The organism is Clostridium sp. FP1, assembly GCF_011065975.2.
GTDB lineage: Bacteria > Bacillota > Clostridia > Clostridiales > Clostridiaceae > Clostridium_AD > Clostridium_AD tagluense.
Genome location: NZ_JAAMNJ020000001.1, coordinates 95,537 through 114,421 on the forward strand (window position 1 = coordinate 95,537; position 18,885 = coordinate 114,421).

The window sequence follows — 18,885 nt, forward strand, 5'->3', positions numbered from 1 at the left end:
GTAATAATTGAGGAGGATAACAATGAAAGTATTAAAAAAATCAATATTAGTTAGTTTGACGTTGATGTTTATATGTGGGTTTGTATTTCCTACTGTAATGACTGGAGTAGGTAAGTTGTTTTTTAATAATAAGGCTAATGGAAGTATGATAACTGTGAATGGACGTGAAGTAGGTTCAGAGCTTATAGGTCAAAACTTTACGGATGCTCGTTACTTCCATGGAAGAATTTCAGCTGTAAATTATAATACTTACAAGGAGGGAGATAAGATTTCATTGTCTTCTGGGTCTGCAAATCTTGCGCCTTCTAATAAGGCATTAACAGAGAGAATACAAAAGGATATGAATGAATTTTTAAAGGCCAATCCTGAAGTGAAAAAAGAAGCTATCCCAGCAGATTTTTTAACAAGTTCAGGCTCAGGTCTTGATCCTCATATAAGTCCAGAAGCAGCAAAGATACAAATACCAGCTATTTCAAAAGCTACAGGTATTGATAAAAGTGATTTAGAACAAATGGTTAAGAATAATACAGAGGAAAGGCAACTTGGTGTGTTTGGGAATAAAAGAGTTAACGTATTGAAACTTAATATTGAAGTTGGAAGTAAGCTTCATTAGTTCAGAATTGAAAGTTAACAAAAATGGGAATGTAGCTAGATTTGTGTAAACAAATCTAGCTACATTCTTTTTTGTATAATTAGATGGTAGTTGTGCTAATAGCATCTAACTCTCAACTTAATTAAAAGCTTCGATTATCAGGAATTACGTGTATTTCTATATCTTTAGCATGACGTAAAACTTTTGTGACTGGGGAACCTCTAAATACCATTTGCCAAAAGGAACGGTTGGCGTGGCCAATTATAATTTGTGTGATATGCTTTTGTGAAGCAAATCTTACAAGTTCTCTAGAAACACTTTTGCCAGTTAAGGTTATAGTCTCAGCGCCAAGTTGCTCAGCTAATTTAAAGTGGCTTGATAACATATCTAAACCTTTTTTAGAAGGAGTAGTAGCTAAAGCATGAGTACAGTTTACTGTAGCTACAATCCATTCGCATTTATAACGTTTTGCTATTCGGGCACCTCTCCTTATTAATTTTTTTCCGAAAGGATTAGCACTTACACAAACCATAACTCTTTCGGCAGTGTGCCAGTTTTCTCTAATATTGTGTTTCTTCATATACTCTGCTAAATCATCATCAACTTCTTCAGCAGTTTGTCTTAATGTTATTTCTCTTAAGGCATTTAAATTTCCACCTCTAAAAAAGTTTTTTAATGCTCTTGCAATATTTTCGTTTTTATAGATATCACCTCTTTTTAATCTGGACTGAAGTGCTGAAGGAGTAATATCGATAACAACCACCTCATCAGCGTTTTCAACTATAATATCAGGAATTGTTTCTCTTACTGTTATACCTGTTATTTGTTTTATAACGTCATTAAGACTTTCTAAATGTTGAATGTTTAAAGTAGTAACTACATCTATTCCATGTTCTAGTATTTCTAAAACATCTTCATATCTCTTCTTATTTTTAGAACCTGGTGCATTAGTATGGGCAAGTTCGTCTATAAGTACTATTTTAGGGTTACGTTTTAATACCTCACCTAAATGAATTTCTTCTAAAATCATGTTATTGTAGTTTATTTTTTTCCTTGGTAATATCTCAAGAGAATCTACTTGAAAATTAGTTTCGTGTCTCCCATGGCTTTCAAGATAGCCTATAACAATATCTTGTCCTCTTTTTAACATTCTATTAGCTTCATTAAGCATGGAGTATGTCTTTCCAACACCAGGGGCATAGCCTAAAAATATTTTAAGATGTCCTTTAGAAATCTCTTTTTCTACTAATTTTAATGCTTCTTCAGGTGTAGTTCGGTAAAAAGAATTATTACTCATTTTAAATCAATCCTTTATTTATAAAATTTTGGTTGGTTAACGACATTTCAGCTTCGAAGAAGGTGAATAGCTATGCAGGTGATGATTTAAGTGAAAAGTCATGAATTAAAACATATATTCATTATACAATTAATTTATATTTTTTTAAAACTACACAATAAAACTATGGAGGGCATGAAAAGCGTTGATATAGAACAGCTAATGAAAAAAAATCAACGTTAAATTATAAAATCTTAACACAATCTTTATACGCCAGGGTTTATATTTATACCTTCTTAATAGTGAATTTGATAAAATATAATTATCAAATAAAGAGTGAAAGGATAACTTGGGGTGATGGTATGTTAAGAAGTATAAATGAAGAAAGTTCTTTTGAAAATAATATAAAAAAAGCTATTAATGCAATAAAGTCAAATGAATATGATCTAGCACGTAAGTATTTGTATGCAGGGATGATTGAAAATGACCATTCGGCAGAAGTATACAACTTACTAGGAATTATTTCAGAATATAAAAGGGACGAGTCTATGGCGTGCACATATTATAGAGCGGCATATGTATTTGATCCAACGTATAAACCAGCAGACAAAAATTTGGAAAGAGTAACTTCATTTTTTTATATATTTAATAAAACAAGCATAGACTACGGCGATACTATAGAGAAAGAATGTGAGAAATCATGTTTTGCTGAGTATAGTGCAATGCAGATTGGAAATTTAAAAAATATTCAGGTAGGTATAAAGTCAGCCTGTTAATTAATTTTTTTATAATTAAAACGATATTCAAAGTTAGGCATCAAGGACTTCAGAAGGATATTTAAACTCCTACTGAAGTTTTTTTATTTTCCTTATAGAAGTGTAAAATAGTTTTATGGAGCAAATTGTATTAGACCATACATCATTCACAGTTTATGAATATATTAATAAGAATCCGTTCTTTCTTGCATAATCCATTGAGAAAATAACATTATTAGCTTAAAATGATTATATATATAAACATAAGATAAAAGGAGAGTGATTTTTTGTTCCAGTCTATAGTTGATTTTTTTGTAGAAAACAGAATACAATATGTTTTTACTGATATGCAATCCTACAAATTCGAATATGTAGGTATAGCTATTGTAGTGTTTGCATTATTTGTATTATTAAAAAAAGTGTTTGCAAAATATGTATTTAAAATAATATTGAGACTTGTTAATAAAACAAAGTTTAATACAGATACAAAAATAGTAGCTGCCTTTCAAAAACCTGTAACTAATTTTTTTGAGGTATTAGGATTTTATTTTGCTTTTAAAATTCTAACTTTGGCGGGAATTTCAATTAGCTTAATAACTATAGATAAGTTTTTTAGTTCTGCTGTAATTATCCTAATTACTTGGGGAATATATAATTTCACTGGCGAATCTTCTGTGCTCTTTGAGAGAATGCATAGAGCTTATGATATAAAGGTGGATAAAATATTATTTCCGTTTATGTCAAAGGCATTAAGATTAATATGGGTAGCTTTAGCTATTACTATAATTGCTGAAAAATGGGGATATAATATTCAAGGTTTTGTTGCAGGGCTAGGATTAGGAGGACTTGCTTTTGCACTAGCAGCTAAAGATGCAGCAGCTAATATTATTGCAGGTATTTTTATAATATTAGACAAACCATTTACTATTGGAGACTGGATTAGTAGTGACTCATTAGAAGGTAGTATAGAGGATATTTCTTTTAGAACTACTAAAATAAGGGCTGTTGATCAATCATTAATAATAGTGCCCAATTCAAAATTAACTAATGATGCTGTAATCAATTTTAGTAGAAGAGGAAAACGAAGAGTTAGTTTTAATTTAGGACTAAATTATAGAACCTCTAGGGACAAATTAGAAACTTGTGTTGAAAGCATAAGGCATATGTTAGAGAATCATTCACAGATTAATAAGGAGGACATCCTTGTTAGATTCGATAAATTTAATTCAAGTAGTATAGACGTTTTAATATGTTTCTTTACTGATACAGCAGATTTTAATGAATACTTTAAAATAAAAGAGGATGTTAATTTTGAAATAATGGATATTCTGAAAAAGCAAGGAGTTTCAATGGCATTTCCAAGCACAAGCTTATATGTGGAAAGTCTACCTAATACAATAGAAGAGAATTTTAAATTAGTGGATAAAGCCCAGAAAAAGGAAACATCAGAATAAAATTTTTCAAGAAGCAATGGAAAAACCGAAAACAATAAAAGCTTTAGGGTGTGCCCTAGAGCTTTTTATAGTTACATAGAATGACAAGTGTTTCAAAAATTACAATGGCATATTGGAGGAAAAAACCATTATATATAGAATACAAGTAAGTATGAGTTTGTTCTAAAGTAAATTAAAGAAATACGGTAAATATTAATTAGACTAGAATCTCAAGTAGGGGGAAATTATGGACGAGAAGCAACTGTTAAAAAACTTATGCAGGGCACATGCTCCAAGTGGACGCGAACATTGGATACATCCACAAATTAAAGAGGCTTTTGAGCCATTTTGCGAAGTTACAGAAGGGAAATTAAATAATCTGTATGCTATAAAAAAAGGCAATAAAAATGGAGAAAGAAAAAGTATAATGCTTATGGCACATGCTGATGAGGTCTTCCTTATGATAACGGAGATAATGCCAAAGGGATTTTTAAAGTTTATTGGTAGTGGTATTGATCCTAAGACCTTGGTTTCACAGGAAGTTCTTATTCATGGCAAAAAACAGATAGATGGCATTATAGGGATTAAACCACCGCATCTTATGACTGAGGAAGAAAGTGAAAAATCAGTTACTATATCAGGGTTAACAATTGATACAGGATATAGCACAGAAAAATTACAAGAGATTGTGAGTATTGGTGATTTTGTAACCTTAAAAAGAGATTTCTATGAGCTCTTAAATAATAATGTAACATGTAAAGCTACAGATGATAGAGCTGGTATAGTAGCTATGTATACTTGTTGCAAAGAACTAGAAAAAATAAACCATGATTTAGATGTTTATTTTGTAGCTTCTTGCCAAGAGGAAGTAGGTCATAGAGGCGCTAAAATGGCAAGTTATGATTTATTGCCAACTCTAGCTATTGCTATAGATGTAACCTTTGATAATGGTCCCATGGGTGATATGGATCGCGAAAACAAACTAGGTGGAGGTCCCGTTATATGTTTTGGGCCTAATATTCATAGTAAATTTAGAGGGAAGCTTATGGAAATAGCTGATGAGTACGCCATCCCTTATAACGTAGAAGTGGAATCTGGTAATACTGGAACAGATGCTTGGGATATACAAGTAACTAGGGGCGGTATTCCTACACTATTAATATCTATACCAATCAAGTATATGCATACATCAGTTGAGATTGTTAATATGGATGATATTATAAATACAGGAAGATTAATTGCCAAGTTTATTGAAAGGGTAAGTAGAAAGGACGTGGAGGAATTACTATGCTTTTAGAAAAATTATCTAATGCTGCAGGTCCTTCAGGGTTTGAAGGAGAAGTAAGAGAAATTATAAAGGAAGAAATTGTGAATTATGTAGATGAGATGAAAGTGGATGTTATGGGCAATATTATTGCACATAAAAAAGGTAATGGCGCAAAAATACTTATAGATGCCCATATGGATGAAGTAGGTTTTATTATTACTGGATATAATCAGGATGGTACTTTAAGGTTTGAATCCTTAGGGGGGATTAACGGTAAGGTGCTCCTATCTAAAGTTGTATTAATAGGTAAAAATAAAATAACAGGAGTAATAGGCTTTAAACCAATTCATCTACAAAGTGGAGATGAAAGGAAAAAGAATGTAAAGGCTAGTATGTGTTGCATTGATATAGGTTCAAGTTCTAAGGAAGAAGCTAAAAAAAATATAAAAATTGGAGAATTTGTGGTGTTCCAAATGAAGTATGGTAAGTTTGGAGATGGACTAGTTAAAGGAAAAGCCTTTGATGATAGAATGGGCTGTGCTGTTGCTATAGAAATATTAAAGGGAAGTTATAATTGTGATCTTTATGTTAGCTTTAATGTTCAAGAGGAGGTAGGAGAAAGAGGAGCTTATGTTTCTGCTTTTAATATACAACCAGATATAGGAGTTGCGCTAGAGGGAACTATATGTGCAGATATGCCTGATATTCCTAAACATTTAAATGCCACAGAAATAGGTAAGGGTCCTGCACTATCTATTATGGATAAGACTAGTATTTTTGATGATGAGATTTTAAAGACATTAATAAAGGTGGCAGAAAATAAGGATATACCTTATCAGCTAAGGAGAGCAACGGCAGGTGGAAATGATGCAGGAGCTATACTTATGTCAGGAGATGGAGCAAAGGTAGCTACAGTGTCAGTGCCTTGTAGATATATACATTCCTCTGTTTCAGTAGCAAGTATACAGGATTATAAGGATACTGTGACACTTATGGTGGAGTGGCTAAAAACATTTTAAAAATAAGCAGTTTATGAAAGTGAGGATTAATCATGGATATAATGTTACAAAAACTAGTTAAAGCCTTTGGTGTTAGTGGCCATGAAGATGAGGTTAGAGCAGTCATAAGGGAAGAATTAAAGGATATTAATTGTGATATAAAAGAAGATAAGATGGGGAATTTAATAGTTAAATTAGGTGAAGGTGTGCAAAAAATAATGTTCTGTGCTCATATGGATGAAATAGGGCTTATAGCTACATATATAGAGGACAAGGGGTTTGTACGAGTAAGTAATATAGGGGGAATTCGTGCCTCTGAAATAGTACATAATCTTGTTGTGTTTCAAAATGGTATTATGGGCAAAGTTAGTGCTACAAAATCAGAGCCTAAAATAGAAGATTTATTTATAGACCTTGGTGTGTCTTCAAGAGAAGAAGCATTAAAGAAGATTAAAGAAGGCGATACAGCATGTCTTTTATCAGATTTTATGGAAGTAGAAGATAAAATAATAAGTCCATGTTTAGATGACAGGATAGGATGTTATGTTCTTCTTAGGATGATAAAAGAAATTAAACAAACAAAAAATGAGCTATATTTTGTGTTTTCTACCCAAGAGGAACTAGGGGGAAGGGGAGCAAGAGCAGCAGCTTACACTGTAAATCCAGATTACTGCATAGTATTAGATACACAGGAGGCAGGAGATTATATTGGTGCAGAGGGAAAATTAGAACTTGGAAAAGGTCCCATAATTAAGATAAAAGATAGAACTTTAATTATGCATCATGAAATCAAAGAAATGCTTGAAAATGCAGCGCAAAGATCGGTGGTAAAAGTTCAATATGGAGTTTCAAATGGAAGTACAGATGGTGGAAATATTCATAAAGAAAATGGTGGAATAAGAACAGGGGTAATTTCAATTCCTTGTAGATATACTCACTCTATATCGGAAATGGTTTCTATGGAGGATGTAGAGGATACAATAAAGTTACTTAAAGGGTTTTCTATTTAAACCGTTCTTATATTATTAAAGTTTAGGACATTTGTGTTTTGCGATACAAGTATTATATTTACATATATCATAAATGATGGTAATATAATAAGTGAGTAGTTTAAAAAAATAGAAGAGTGTGGGGGGATTTATATGAAGAATTTATTAAAAAAATTAATAAGCATTCTAATGTGCTTCATAATGGTTTTATCAATAGCAAGTTTGAAGACAGATGTTGTACAAGCTAAAGAGAAAGATGTTGTTCCTAAAATGGATATTGTATCACTTGAACATTTCCCATTCATTGAAGGACAAGAAAATTCTATATATGCGTCTTGTAATAATTATACAGGTAAAGTTCAGTATCAGGCATTTTATATGGGAGAAAACACCATGAATTCATGGGAGTTAGTTAATAATAAAGATATGGTAGATGGATGGACAAAATCTACAGAGGCTAATAAGTTCGCAGTACTTAATATATCTAATTTAAACTTAAAACCAGACTATTATAAATTCGCAATTAGAGTAAAGAGAGATGGAGTGCGGGGAAAATATAAAAATAAGTATGGCAGTTATGATGATGCGTATGCTTTTTCGACAGTAGTAAAAAAAGTTGAAAAAGACATAAAAAATGAAGTGATTGAAGTTAGTAACGCAAAAGAATTATTGGAAAATGTAGGATCCAACAAGACTATAAAATTAAAAGCAGGTGAATATGACCTATTAGCTGTAAAGGATTTAAATAATAAGCACATAAAATTTGAAAAAGTGTTTGATGGACAACAACTAGTAATATCAGATATAAGTAATTTAACTATTGAAGGATTAAAAGAAGCGCAAGTAAAATTATTAGTTAATCCAAGATATGCAAATGTACTTACGTTCAAAAATTCGGATAATATTAATATTTCAAATATAATTGCAGGACATTATCCAGACAAAGGATCTTGTACCGGTGGAGTATTCTTTTTTGATAATTGTAAAAATGTTGATATAAAAAATTCAGTTTTATTTGGATGTGGAACAGAAGGTATAAATCTTAATAAGGTTGAAAACTTTAATTTTGTAAATTCTACAATTAAGGAGTGCTCATATGATTTAATGACTTTAATTGATTCAAAAAACATTGTATTTAAAGACTCGAATTTTTATGATACGGGAGAATATAATCTTATAAATGTTAGTAATACTAAAGATGTTATTTTTGATAAATGTAAGATTTATAATAACAAGGCAACAGGCGAATTTTTCCCCTATTTATTTAATGCAGATGAAAATTCAAATGTTCTTGTTAAAAATTCCATAATAAAAGATAATACAGTTAAGAGTTTAGTTAGTAATAAGGAAACTGTTATTTTTGAAAATGTGGAATTTCATAATAATACTTTTGACAAATAATCAAATAGATATAAAAGAATAAGGATATTGTTTGGGATAAAACAGTATCCTTATCCTTTGTAAAATAACATTAAAATAAAGCTCTTTTTTCAATTACAAGTGGAAATTCTTCATCACCATTAAGTTGCTTATCTCTATCTATAATTACATTTTTATCCATTATAACGTTAAAGAGTTTAGAATTTTCTCCGATTTCGCAATTTTGAAGAATAATACTGTTTTTAATTTCAGCACCTTTATGAACCACAACTGCCCTTGATATAATACTATTTTCAATAAGCCCCTCTATAATACAGCCATCAGCAATTATGGAATTTTTTACTTTGCTTTCATCGTAATATTTAGTAGGTGGTTCATCTTTAATTTTTGTATAGATGGGTCCATTACTAAAAAATAATTCCTTAGTTGTTTTTAAGTTTAACAGGTCCATATTAGCTTTGTAGTAAGCACTTATTGAATTAATACATTGAAGGTAGCCTTTAAACTCATAAGCCGTAACTCTTAAATCTTTAATGCTTTTATATATAAGATCCTTAATAGTAAAGTAAGAACCAGTTTGTATACATTTATTAATGAGTGATATTAAAAGATCCTTTTTCATAATGAACATTTCCATGGAAATATTTAAACCGTCATAAGTGCCCATATTCTTTCCTACACTTAGTACATTATTGTTTTGACCTATATTTAATACGTCGCAATTTAAGAAATTTTTAGTCCCAGTTTTAATATTTTTATATATGACAGTTATATCTTGCTGCCTCTCTTCATGATATTTTACGGCATCTATATAATCTATATTCCCTATCATATAAGAAGGAGAAATAATAACATTTTTTTCTTTACTTCTATATATATATTCCATGTTGTTCCACAACATTTCTGCATCATTTATAGACATGTTACCAATGCCAAAATTAAAAACAAATAGCCCATTGAGTCTTCTATCTAAATCCCATGGTTTTCCAGAACCTAAATGATCTACTAAGGAACGAGATTTACTTTGAGTGAAAATTCCAATGTTTTTAAGACCTGAATTAACCATGTTAGATAATGCAAAATCTATAATTCTATACCTAGCAGCTATGGGAATGGCTGCCAGTGGTCTATTTTTAGTAAGACTTATTATATTTGTTTCATTTTCGTTTAGATTTAATATACCCATATAATTATTAAGCATTTAACCACCTCATCTTATAACTGAATTAGATTTAATTTCAGTGCCTTCTGCAACTAGAGTTATGTCATCTGCAATTCCTATAAGAGAATGACCTCTTATAATAACGTTATTACCGATTATAGCTTTATCAATAATAACGTTGTCCCCTATTTTGGTGTTAGGCATAATAACAGAATTTGATATTTTGGAGTTTTTTCCAATTGTAACACCTTGAAATAGTACCGAATTATAAACTTCCCCAAGAACAATGCATCCTTCCACCACTAGTGAGTTAGTAACTTTTGCATTGGGGCCTATATATTGAGCTGGGTTGGTAGGATTTATGGAATATATCTTCCAAGATTCATCATGAATATTTAATTCATTATTGTCATCTATTAAATCCATATTCGCTTCCCAAAGGCTTTTAATGGTACCTACATCTTTCCAATAGCCTTTAAAAGGATAGGCATAAAGTTTCTTTTCGTTTTTAAGCATAGAAGGTATTATATTTTTCCCAAAATCGTTGCTAGAGTGTTTATTGTTTTCATCATCTTTTAAAAAGCTTTTAAGAAACTTCCAATTGAAAATATATACCCCCATAGAAGCCATATTGTTTTTGGGATTTTGAGGCTTTTCTTCAAATTCATATATTTTGTTATCTGAAGTAGTATTCATTATTCCAAATCTAGAGGCTTCATCTATTGGAACTTCAATAACTGCTATAGTAGCATCAGCGGATTTTTCTTTGTGAAAATTGAGCATTTTTGAATAATCCATTTTATAAACGTGGTCTCCAGAGAGAATAAGTACATACTCTGGGTCATAAGAGTCTATAAAATTAGTATTTTGATGGATTGCGTTAGCGGTACCTTTATACCAATCTCCTCCAGATTCATCCATATAAGGAGGAAGAAGTGTAACTCCACCATTATTTCTATCTAAATCCCAAGGGACGCCTATACCTATATGAGAATTTAGTGCAAGGGGTTGATATTGTGTTAGGACCCCAACCGTATCTATTCCTGAATTTGAACAATTACTTAGAGTAAAATCAATAATCCTATACTTACCCCCGAAAGGTATTGCAGGTTTTGCTGTGTTTTTAGTAAGCATCTTAAGCCTACTACCTTGTCCACCTGCTAGAATCATAGCTATCATCTCTTTTTTTGGCATTTTAAATACCCCCATTATCTAAGGCTTCTTCAATAAACAACTAACTAATAAGCTTGTCTATTTTTGAAGATGCTTAAAGCTTCATTATATTACTTTACCTATGTATATTATGATGAAGGTGATTTAATGCCTTTTTAAAAAAATACATTTATAATTGTGGTAAATAGTCAAAAAGGAACTGGGCAACATATTGCACCCAATTCCTTTGTTTGTATTATGTGAATTTATAATATATAGCTTAATAATAGCATTATGTTAAGTGCAGTTACTATAAGTCCAATAATCCAAAGACTTATTTTATCGAATCTAGTGTTTGCATACTTGCCCATAACTTTTTTAGAGGAAGTTAAATATATCTGGAGGAATATAGTTATAGGAAGTTGGATACTTAAGAGCATTTGTGAATAGATGAGTCCATTAAATGGTTCCGATATAAAAAATATAACTACTGCAGCACCAACTAAAGTAATTGCTACACCTATTTTAGTATGAATATCATGAATATCATAAGGTTCTCCAAATATTCCTGCAAAAATACTACCACCAGCCATGCCTGCAGTAACTGACGAGGCGATTCCTGCAAACAGTAGAGCGAGTGCAAACACCACGGATGCTATACTTCCAAGCATGGGCGTAAGCATTTGTTGAGCTTGACTAAGCTCCGTAACATGAATATTTTGTGTAAAGAAAGTAGCAGCTGCAATAAGGATCATAGCACTATTTATAGCCCAACCTATTATCATTGAGAAAAATGTGTCCATAAATTCATATTTTAATTGTTTTTTTATTACAGTTTCATCTTTTAAATTCCATTGACGACTTTGAATTATTTCCGAATGGAGAAATAAATTATGGGGCATTACAACGGCACCTAGAACGCTCATTATTATTGGAATAGATCCATTAGGGAAAGAGGGTTTAACCCAGCTTATCATTGCTTTTCCCCATTCGATATGAACAAGGCTAAGTTCAAATATAAAAGATATTCCTATTATAGAAACAAAGCCAATAATCCATTTTTCTAGCTTTTTATAAGAATTTGTGAATAGCATCCATAAAATCAATGCTAAAACTAATACTGTTCCTAGTTTTATAGGTATACCAAATAACATATTTAAAGCAATGGCGCCACCAAGAAGCTCTGCAAGGGCAGTAGATACTGCAGCCACGACTGCAGAGCCAAGCACTACTTTGTTCAATTTTGGTTTTAAGGTGGCAGTAGATGCTTCTGCTATACAATTACCTGTAACGATTCCAAGATGGGCCGCATTATGCTGAAGAACAATTAACATAATAGTTGAAAGGGTTACCATCCAAAGTAGAGTATATCCGTAACTGGCACCAGCGGCCACATTTGCTGCCCAGTTACCAGGATCTATAAATCCAACAGTTACCAGCAGTCCAGGCCCGATATATTTTATAAAATCTAATGCCATAAGTTTTGGTTTATGGTCATCTTTTAAAAGGTTTTTAATAGTTGAAAATTTCACTCTAACACTTCCGTCCTATATTATTGTTGTCCTATATAATATATATTATATAGTAATTATTATTTAAAGCAACATTAAAAATAGAATAAATGAAAATATACTATAATAAGGATATTTTTTATTATATAGGAAACAGCTTGCGCAAATGATTGTGGATAACACTTATACTTGACAATAGAGATATTACAAATTGCATAGTTACGGTTTATTATTATTTTTTTGTAGAATTAATAAATAAAATGTTAAATTGTTCACTAAAAATATACAAAAAAGTAAAGTACATTTATCTATATAATCTACTGTTTAGTATGGAATGGTGCTATAATAGTAATAGTGAGTGTTGCTTTATTGGGTTTAAATTATATTTTGTAATTTAAACTAAAATAAGGCTTTTTTAATAAATACTCAGAAAAAATGATTATTGTCTGAATTTTTGGAAATAATTTAGAAAAAGTACTTTATTTTCATGGATTAAAACCGATTATTTAAGTACTATATAATATATTATAAAAGTCTAATATAGTCACTTTAGTGGCATTCGAGGAGGAATTTATTATGGCAATTAGTTTGAAAAAAGGTCAAAAAGTAGATTTAACTAAAACTAACCCTGGTCTTGTTAATGTTATTGTTGGACTTGGTTGGGACACTAATAAATATGATGGGGGAGCGGCTTTCGACCTAGATGCAGCGGCTTTCTTGGTTGGGCCAAATGGAAAAGTATCATCTGATAATGATTTCATTTTTTATAATAACCCAAAGGACTCAGCAGGATCTGTAATACATTTGGGAGATAACAAGACTGGTGAGGGTGAGGGTGATGATGAACAAATTAGAATAGAACTAAGTAAAGTGCCAGCTTCTGTTGAAAAAATCAACTTTACAGTAACTATTCATGAAGCGGCTCAAAGATCTCAAAATTTTGGACAAGTTTCTAATGCATTTATAAGAATTTGCGATGAGACTAGCAATGAAGAATTAATAAGGTATGATTTGAGTGAAGATTATAGCGTTGAAACTGCAGTAGTTGTAGCTGAACTATACCGTAATAATGGAGAATGGAAGTTTAGTGCAGTAGGAAGTGGATTCGAAGGTGGATTATCTGCGCTTTGTGCTAACTTTGGAATTAGTGTAGACTAACATCATGGAAGATGATGACTAATAAATAAGGGGGAATAATCATGACTATTAACTTAAGTAAAGGTCAAAAAATTGATTTAACTAAGACCAACCCAAGTTTAAAGAAAGCAATCATAGGACTAGGCTGGGATACAAATAAATATTCAGGTGGAGGCGATTTTGATTTAGATGCTTCAGCCTTTTTAGTAGGCGCTAATGGAAAAACAAATAATGACCTAGATTTTATATTTTATAATAATTTAGAGCATTCTTCAGGAGCTGTTATACATACAGGTGATAATAGAACTGGAGAAGGAGAAGGAGACGATGAGCAATTAATCGTTGAATTTTCCAAAATACCTAAAGATATTGAAAAAATTGCAATTACAGTTACTATACATGATGCAATAGCTCGTGCTCAAAATTTTGGTCAGATATCTAATGCCTTTGTTAGAGTAGTAAATGAAGAAACTAATGAAGAAATATTAAGGTATGACTTATCGGAGGATTTTTCAGTAGAAACTGCATTGGTATTTTGTGAAGTATATCGTAATAATGGAGAATGGAAATTTAGTGCAACAGGAAGTGGTTTTCAAGGCGGACTTTCAGCCCTTTGTAAGAATTATGGTCTTGATGCTTAGAAACATACAAATATAAATTAATAAGTGTAAGCAAGTACAATAGATATTAGGGGAGTTGGGAAACATGGGTATAAATTTACAAAAGGGTCAAAGAATAAGTCTAACAAAAGATAATCCTGGTTTGAAAAAGACAATGGTGGGACTTGGATGGGATCCAGTAAAACAAAAATCTAAGGGATTACTTGGAGGATTATTTGGTGGTAGTCAAGCACAAGTAGATTGTGATGCTTCTGTATTTATGTTAGATGAAAATGACAAGATAAAATCAAAAGAAAATATAATTTATTTTGGAAATTTAAAAAGCAAATGTGGTAGTGTTCAGCATATGGGAGACAATCTTACTGGAAGTGGTGATGGGGACGATGAGCAAATCATGGTTGACCTATCAGGTATACCTCAAAATATAGCCAAGCTAGTGTTTGTTGTTAATATCTATGCTGCAGCGGAGCGTAAACAACATTTTGGCATGATAGAAAATGCTTTTATACGTTTAGTAAATGTAATAGACAACAAAGAAATGCTTCGTTTTAATTTGACAGAAGAATATTCTGGTAAAACTGGTTTATACGTTGCGGAAATTTATCGCAATAACGGAGAATGGAAATTCATAGCTGTAGGTGAAGGCGATGCGTCTGCTGGCTTAAATGAAATGTCAAAAAAATACCAATAAGTATAGATTATAGGTTAATATAAATATATATTTATAGAAAAACACTTGTGTAGAAAATGACATGTCCATCATTTTCTACATTTTAATGTAAAGGAAATATAAAAATTACTGAAAGGTGGATAATATGAAATATTTTAACAAGCAAAGCTCAGAAGTTTTAGATGAGCTTAAGGTTGATAGCAGCGTTGGATTATCGAGTTCCGAGGTTAAAGAAAGACTGGAGAAATACGGTGCTAACGAATTTACTAAACAAGAAAAAGGATCTATATGGGATAGTGTGAAGGAAGCAATAACTGAGCCTATGATGATAATACTTTTAGTTGCGGCCTTAATTAGTGCATTAGTAGGAGAGGTTGAAGATGCTATTGGTATAGTATGTGCCGTAGCAGTAGGAATTGGTATAGGTATTTTTACAGAAGGAAAATCACAAAAAGCCGCAGATGCACTTTCAAAAATGACAGAAAACATAGAGGTAAAAGTAACACGTAATGGGAAAATTATTCAAGTAAATAAAAACGATTTGGTACCAGGAGATATGGTTTTAATTGAAACTGGAGATATGGTGCCAGCAGACGGAAGACTTATAAGTAGTATTGATTTAATGGTTAGAGAGGATATGCTTACAGGAGAATCAGAGGACGTAAGCAAAGATTCTGAAGTTGTAATAGAGATGGAAAATATAAAATCTAAAGATAAAAATATTGTACAAGACCCTATTCCAGCAAAACAACTGAATATGGTTTTTGGTGGAACGCTAGTAGCTTACGGTAGAGCCAGCTTTGTAGTTACTTCTACCGGTGATAGCTCTCAAATGGGTGAAATAGCTAAAAATCTTGAGGATAGTGATTTGCAAACACCGCTTCAAGCAAAGCTTGGGGATTTAGGTGGTAAGATTTCAAAAGTATCAAGTGCTATAGCTGCTGTATTATTTATAGTTATGATTGTAAAAATGGTAATGGCCAAGACTATATCACCAGACACTTCAGGAATATTTGCGTTTTTACAGTCTGTTGAACCTATAAAAACTGCTTTTGTCGTATGTGTTGCATTAATTGTTGCCGCTGTTCCAGAAGGACTCCCAACAATGATAAATATGACACTTGCAATCACTATGCAGAAAATGGCTAAAATAAATGCCCTTGTTACTAAAAAAGAAGCCTGTGAAACAATAGGTTCTGTAAGTGTAATATGCTCAGATAAAACAGGTACACTTACTCAAAATAGAATGACTGTAGAAAAAGTTTATTTAAATGGTAAGTTCAAAGAAAGAAATGAACTAAGTGATGGAAATAACTACTTTATAGATAACTGTCTTGTAAATTCAACGGCAGATATTCAAAAGGAAGGTAAAGACGTTAAATATTTAGGTAGTGCAACAGAATGTGCTTTACTTTTATATAATGATGCTTGTGATTATGTACAAGAAAGACAAAGTGCAAAAATAGCTCATCAAATTCCATTTAGTTCAAAACGTAAGAGAATGAGCACAGTTATAGAAGGAGAGGGTGGCTCTACATTATTAACAAAGGGAGCACCAGAAATCGTTCTAGAGCTATGCAAATATGAGCATGTTAATTGTATGGAAGTAGAGTTAGATGAAGCTAGAAGGTGCGAGATATCCAACGAAATTGAAAAACTTCAAAAAAAATCTATGAGAGTACTTGGCTTTGCATATAGAAATATTGATGAAGAGGTAGCCATGGCATCCGAGCAAGGTACATTAGAAAATGATTTAGTGTTTACAGGCTTTGTAGGAATAAAAGACCCCCTAAGACTTGATGTTAAAGAAGCTGTAGAAACTGCTAGAAATGCAGGAGTTGCTACAAAAATGCTTACAGGGGACAATATTAATACAGCTATTGCTATAGGGGAAGAATTAGGTTTACTTAATGGTAAAAATAGAGCAGTAGAGGCCAGTTATATAGATACATTATCTGACGAAGAACTTAGACAAGAAATAACAACTATTTCAATAGTAGCACGTTCAAAACCTGATACAAAAATGAGAATAGTTATAGCTCTTCAAAATAATGGAGAAGTAGTTGCTGTAACAGGAGATGGAATAAACGATGCTCCAGCACTTACAAAAGCAGATGTAGGTATAGCTATGGGAATAGCTGGAACTGAAGTTAGTAAAAATGCTGCAGATATAATTTTAACAGATGATAGTTTTGGAACTATTGTAAAAGGAATTAAATGGGGAAGAGGTATTTACGAAAACTTCCAAAGATTTATTCAATTCCAGATAACAGTAAATATAATTGCATTCTTAACAGCAATTTTATCTGTAGTATTTGATTTTCAAATGCCGTTTACTACAATACAACTCTTATGGGTAAACATTATAATGGATGGTCCACCAGCACTATCACTAGGACTAGAACCAGTAAGAGATGCTGTTTTAAACAGAAAGCCTACAAATAGAAATGCCAGTATTATAACTAAACAAATGATGAAAAGCATGCTTTTCAATGCTATATATATAACTGGTATTATTATGGTTCAGATGAAATTTGACATATTAGGCGTTGGATTCCCAAAAGAAGGGGTTACAGGACCAAATGAAATGCAGACAGTATTATTTGCATTATTTGCTTTTAGTGCATTATTTAATGCTTTTAACTGTAGAGAATTTGGAGCAGACAGCATATTGCCTAGTCTTACAAAAAACACTATATTCTTAAAGATAATTACAGCTACAGCAGTAGCACAGATATTTGTAACTGAAGTGTTTTCGGGATTTTTTAATGCAGTTCCGTTAAGTGTTACTATGTGGCTAAAGATAATCCTATTATCTTCACTTGTAATAGTTGTAAATGAAATTGCAAAATTAGTTTTGAAGCCTTTTGTAAAAAAAGAGCAACAAGTAAAACCAGAATCAGAGGAAAAGATAGCAGCCTAGGAACAACAAAGTCCACATTATTGAGTAAAATCAATAATGTGGATTTTTTATATTAGTGAATATATGATAGCTCTAACCAAGATAGGAATGTAATTTATCTTGTGAAATATCGTGAACTTCATGGAATTTTCCATGTACTATATCTAAAATTTCTTCACCAGCAAATATACCAGATGTCTTTGTAATAAATACAGTATCTTCAAGTTTTTTCACAGGAAGAGCCTTTAGTAATTCTCCATGTGAAGGAATTATCCCATAATTTGAATGTTCAATCATAGGGTAGTCTAGTAGAGAATCACCAGCGGCTATAAATGTATTTATATTTTCTAGTTCCATTATATATTTTATAGGATCATATTTATTTATACAATTAGGTACTATATAAACCTTTTTTCCTTGTTTTGATAGGCTATAATTATGCTTTGAGCAAAAGGCCTTTAATACTTCGAAATAATCTATTGCTATTTCTCCCTTTAAAAAGGTATTAGCTAACTTTTCTTCATCCATAATGGCATATATAAAAAGATCTTCACAAGTTTTATATGATTTTACAAAGTCACTTTCTAAAAAGAAACTACATAATTTTATCATAGTCGCAATAGATGTAGCGGTCTTAATTTTAGAACAACTTATATCTGACCAGGCTTTAAACTCCTTGCCATCCTTAAGTATTAGGCCTCCATTAGCTACCACTGCATATTTAGGTCTTATTACATCATAAAAGTATTTCATTCTCATATATTGATTTTTGGAGCGGGTGGTGACAGGTATAAAAAGCATACTTTCATTTATATGCTCTAGTTTATTTTGAAAGGACTTAGTAATGAAACTACTGTTAGAATTATTATAAAAATCCACAGGAACAAGTTTTTCTTGATTAATTAGGGGGCAGTGCCTTGAAGAATATATAAGTGTGCTATCAAGGTCCGAGGCAAATATCATATAGTCACATCCTTTGGTTACTTTTTATATATCTTTTTTTTCTTTAGATTTAACGACATTTTAGAAGGAAAGCCTCCC

16 protein-coding genes are annotated in these 18,885 nt (G+C 31.6%); 11 read left to right on the top strand and 5 right to left on the bottom strand.

Features of this window, described 5'->3' with window-relative positions; all coding sequences use genetic code 11:
* The first annotated feature begins 22 nt into the window (after positions 1 to 22).
* Positions 23 to 613 carry a potassium-transporting ATPase subunit KdpC gene (kdpC, locus tag G9F70_RS00510; protein ID WP_164947051.1) on the top strand — a complete coding sequence of 197 codons (591 nt, stop codon included), beginning with the start codon at positions 23 to 25 and terminating at the stop codon, positions 611 to 613.
* A gap of 121 nt (positions 614 to 734) precedes the next feature.
* Here the strand turns inward: kdpC and G9F70_RS00515 are convergent, their stop codons facing one another.
* Complete coding sequence (locus G9F70_RS00515; RefSeq protein WP_164947050.1) at positions 735 to 1,889, bottom strand: universal stress protein; 1,155 nt, start codon at positions 1,887 to 1,889, stop codon at positions 735 to 737.
* Between the two features lie 341 nt (positions 1,890 to 2,230).
* On the opposite strand from G9F70_RS00515, the gene G9F70_RS00520 reads away from it, so the two are divergent.
* The 6 genes from G9F70_RS00520 (at position 2,231) to G9F70_RS00545 (ending at position 8,711) form a co-directional block, all read left to right on the top strand.
* Positions 2,231 to 2,644: a hypothetical protein gene (locus G9F70_RS00520; RefSeq protein WP_164947049.1), complete on the top strand. Its 414-nt coding sequence runs from the start codon at positions 2,231 to 2,233 to the stop codon at positions 2,642 to 2,644.
* 266 nt (positions 2,645 to 2,910) lie between these two features.
* Positions 2,911 to 4,077: a mechanosensitive ion channel family protein gene (locus G9F70_RS00525; RefSeq protein WP_224617363.1), complete on the top strand. Its 1,167-nt coding sequence runs from the start codon at positions 2,911 to 2,913 to the stop codon at positions 4,075 to 4,077.
* 226 nt (positions 4,078 to 4,303) lie between these two features.
* The gene (locus G9F70_RS00530) at positions 4,304 to 5,353 is read left to right on the top strand and encodes a M42 family metallopeptidase (protein WP_164947048.1); all 1,050 of its coding nucleotides are present in this window, start codon (positions 4,304 to 4,306) and stop codon (positions 5,351 to 5,353) included.
* A complete protein-coding gene (locus tag G9F70_RS00535) occupies positions 5,344 to 6,342 on the top strand; it encodes a M42 family metallopeptidase (RefSeq protein ID WP_164947047.1) in 999 nt (332 codons plus the stop codon). The genes G9F70_RS00530 and G9F70_RS00535 overlap by 10 nt, the downstream gene beginning before the upstream one ends.
* Positions 6,343 to 6,374: 32 nt before the next feature.
* Positions 6,375 to 7,331 (top strand): M42 family metallopeptidase, encoded by a 957-nt coding sequence (locus G9F70_RS00540; RefSeq protein WP_164947046.1) that lies wholly within the window; start codon positions 6,375 to 6,377, stop codon positions 7,329 to 7,331.
* Between the two features lie 132 nt (positions 7,332 to 7,463).
* Positions 7,464 to 8,711, top strand: coding sequence for a right-handed parallel beta-helix repeat-containing protein (locus G9F70_RS00545; RefSeq protein WP_164947045.1), 1,248 nt, complete (start codon positions 7,464 to 7,466; stop codon positions 8,709 to 8,711).
* Positions 8,712 to 8,781: 70 nt separating this feature from the next.
* Here the strand turns inward: G9F70_RS00545 and glgD are convergent, their stop codons facing one another.
* The 3 genes from glgD to G9F70_RS00560 form a co-directional block, all read right to left on the bottom strand.
* The gene (gene glgD, locus G9F70_RS00550; protein WP_164947044.1) at positions 8,782 to 9,891 is read right to left on the bottom strand and encodes a glucose-1-phosphate adenylyltransferase subunit GlgD; all 1,110 of its coding nucleotides are present in this window, start codon (positions 9,889 to 9,891) and stop codon (positions 8,782 to 8,784) included.
* A gap of 9 nt (positions 9,892 to 9,900) precedes the next feature.
* Complete coding sequence (locus tag G9F70_RS00555; RefSeq protein ID WP_164947043.1) at positions 9,901 to 11,046, bottom strand: glucose-1-phosphate adenylyltransferase; 1,146 nt, start codon at positions 11,044 to 11,046, stop codon at positions 9,901 to 9,903.
* Positions 11,047 to 11,270: 224 nt separating this feature from the next.
* On the bottom strand, positions 11,271 to 12,482 hold the full coding sequence (locus tag G9F70_RS00560) for an Nramp family divalent metal transporter (protein WP_164947059.1): 1,212 nt from the start codon (positions 12,480 to 12,482) through the stop codon (positions 11,271 to 11,273).
* A gap of 606 nt (positions 12,483 to 13,088) precedes the next feature.
* On the opposite strand from G9F70_RS00560, the gene G9F70_RS00565 reads away from it, so the two are divergent.
* The 4 genes from G9F70_RS00565 (at position 13,089) to G9F70_RS00580 (ending at position 17,865) form a co-directional block, all read left to right on the top strand.
* Positions 13,089 to 13,673, top strand: a complete 585-nt coding sequence (locus tag G9F70_RS00565; protein ID WP_411956009.1) for a TerD family protein — start codon at positions 13,089 to 13,091, stop codon at positions 13,671 to 13,673.
* Positions 13,674 to 13,714: 41 nt separating this feature from the next.
* Complete coding sequence (locus G9F70_RS00570; RefSeq protein ID WP_164947041.1) at positions 13,715 to 14,293, top strand: TerD family protein; 579 nt, start codon at positions 13,715 to 13,717, stop codon at positions 14,291 to 14,293.
* Between the two features lie 64 nt (positions 14,294 to 14,357).
* Positions 14,358 to 14,963: a TerD family protein gene (locus tag G9F70_RS00575; RefSeq protein ID WP_164947040.1), complete on the top strand. Its 606-nt coding sequence runs from the start codon at positions 14,358 to 14,360 to the stop codon at positions 14,961 to 14,963.
* Positions 14,964 to 15,087: 124 nt separating this feature from the next.
* Positions 15,088 to 17,865 carry a calcium-translocating P-type ATPase, PMCA-type gene (locus G9F70_RS00580; RefSeq protein ID WP_164947039.1) on the top strand — a complete coding sequence of 926 codons (2,778 nt, stop codon included), beginning with the start codon at positions 15,088 to 15,090 and terminating at the stop codon, positions 17,863 to 17,865.
* 72 nt (positions 17,866 to 17,937) lie between these two features.
* On the opposite strand, the gene G9F70_RS00585 is transcribed toward G9F70_RS00580, so the two are convergent.
* Positions 17,938 to 18,807, bottom strand: coding sequence for an HAD hydrolase family protein (locus G9F70_RS00585; RefSeq protein WP_164947038.1), 870 nt, complete (start codon positions 18,805 to 18,807; stop codon positions 17,938 to 17,940).
* Positions 18,808 to 18,885: the final 78 nt, after the last annotated feature.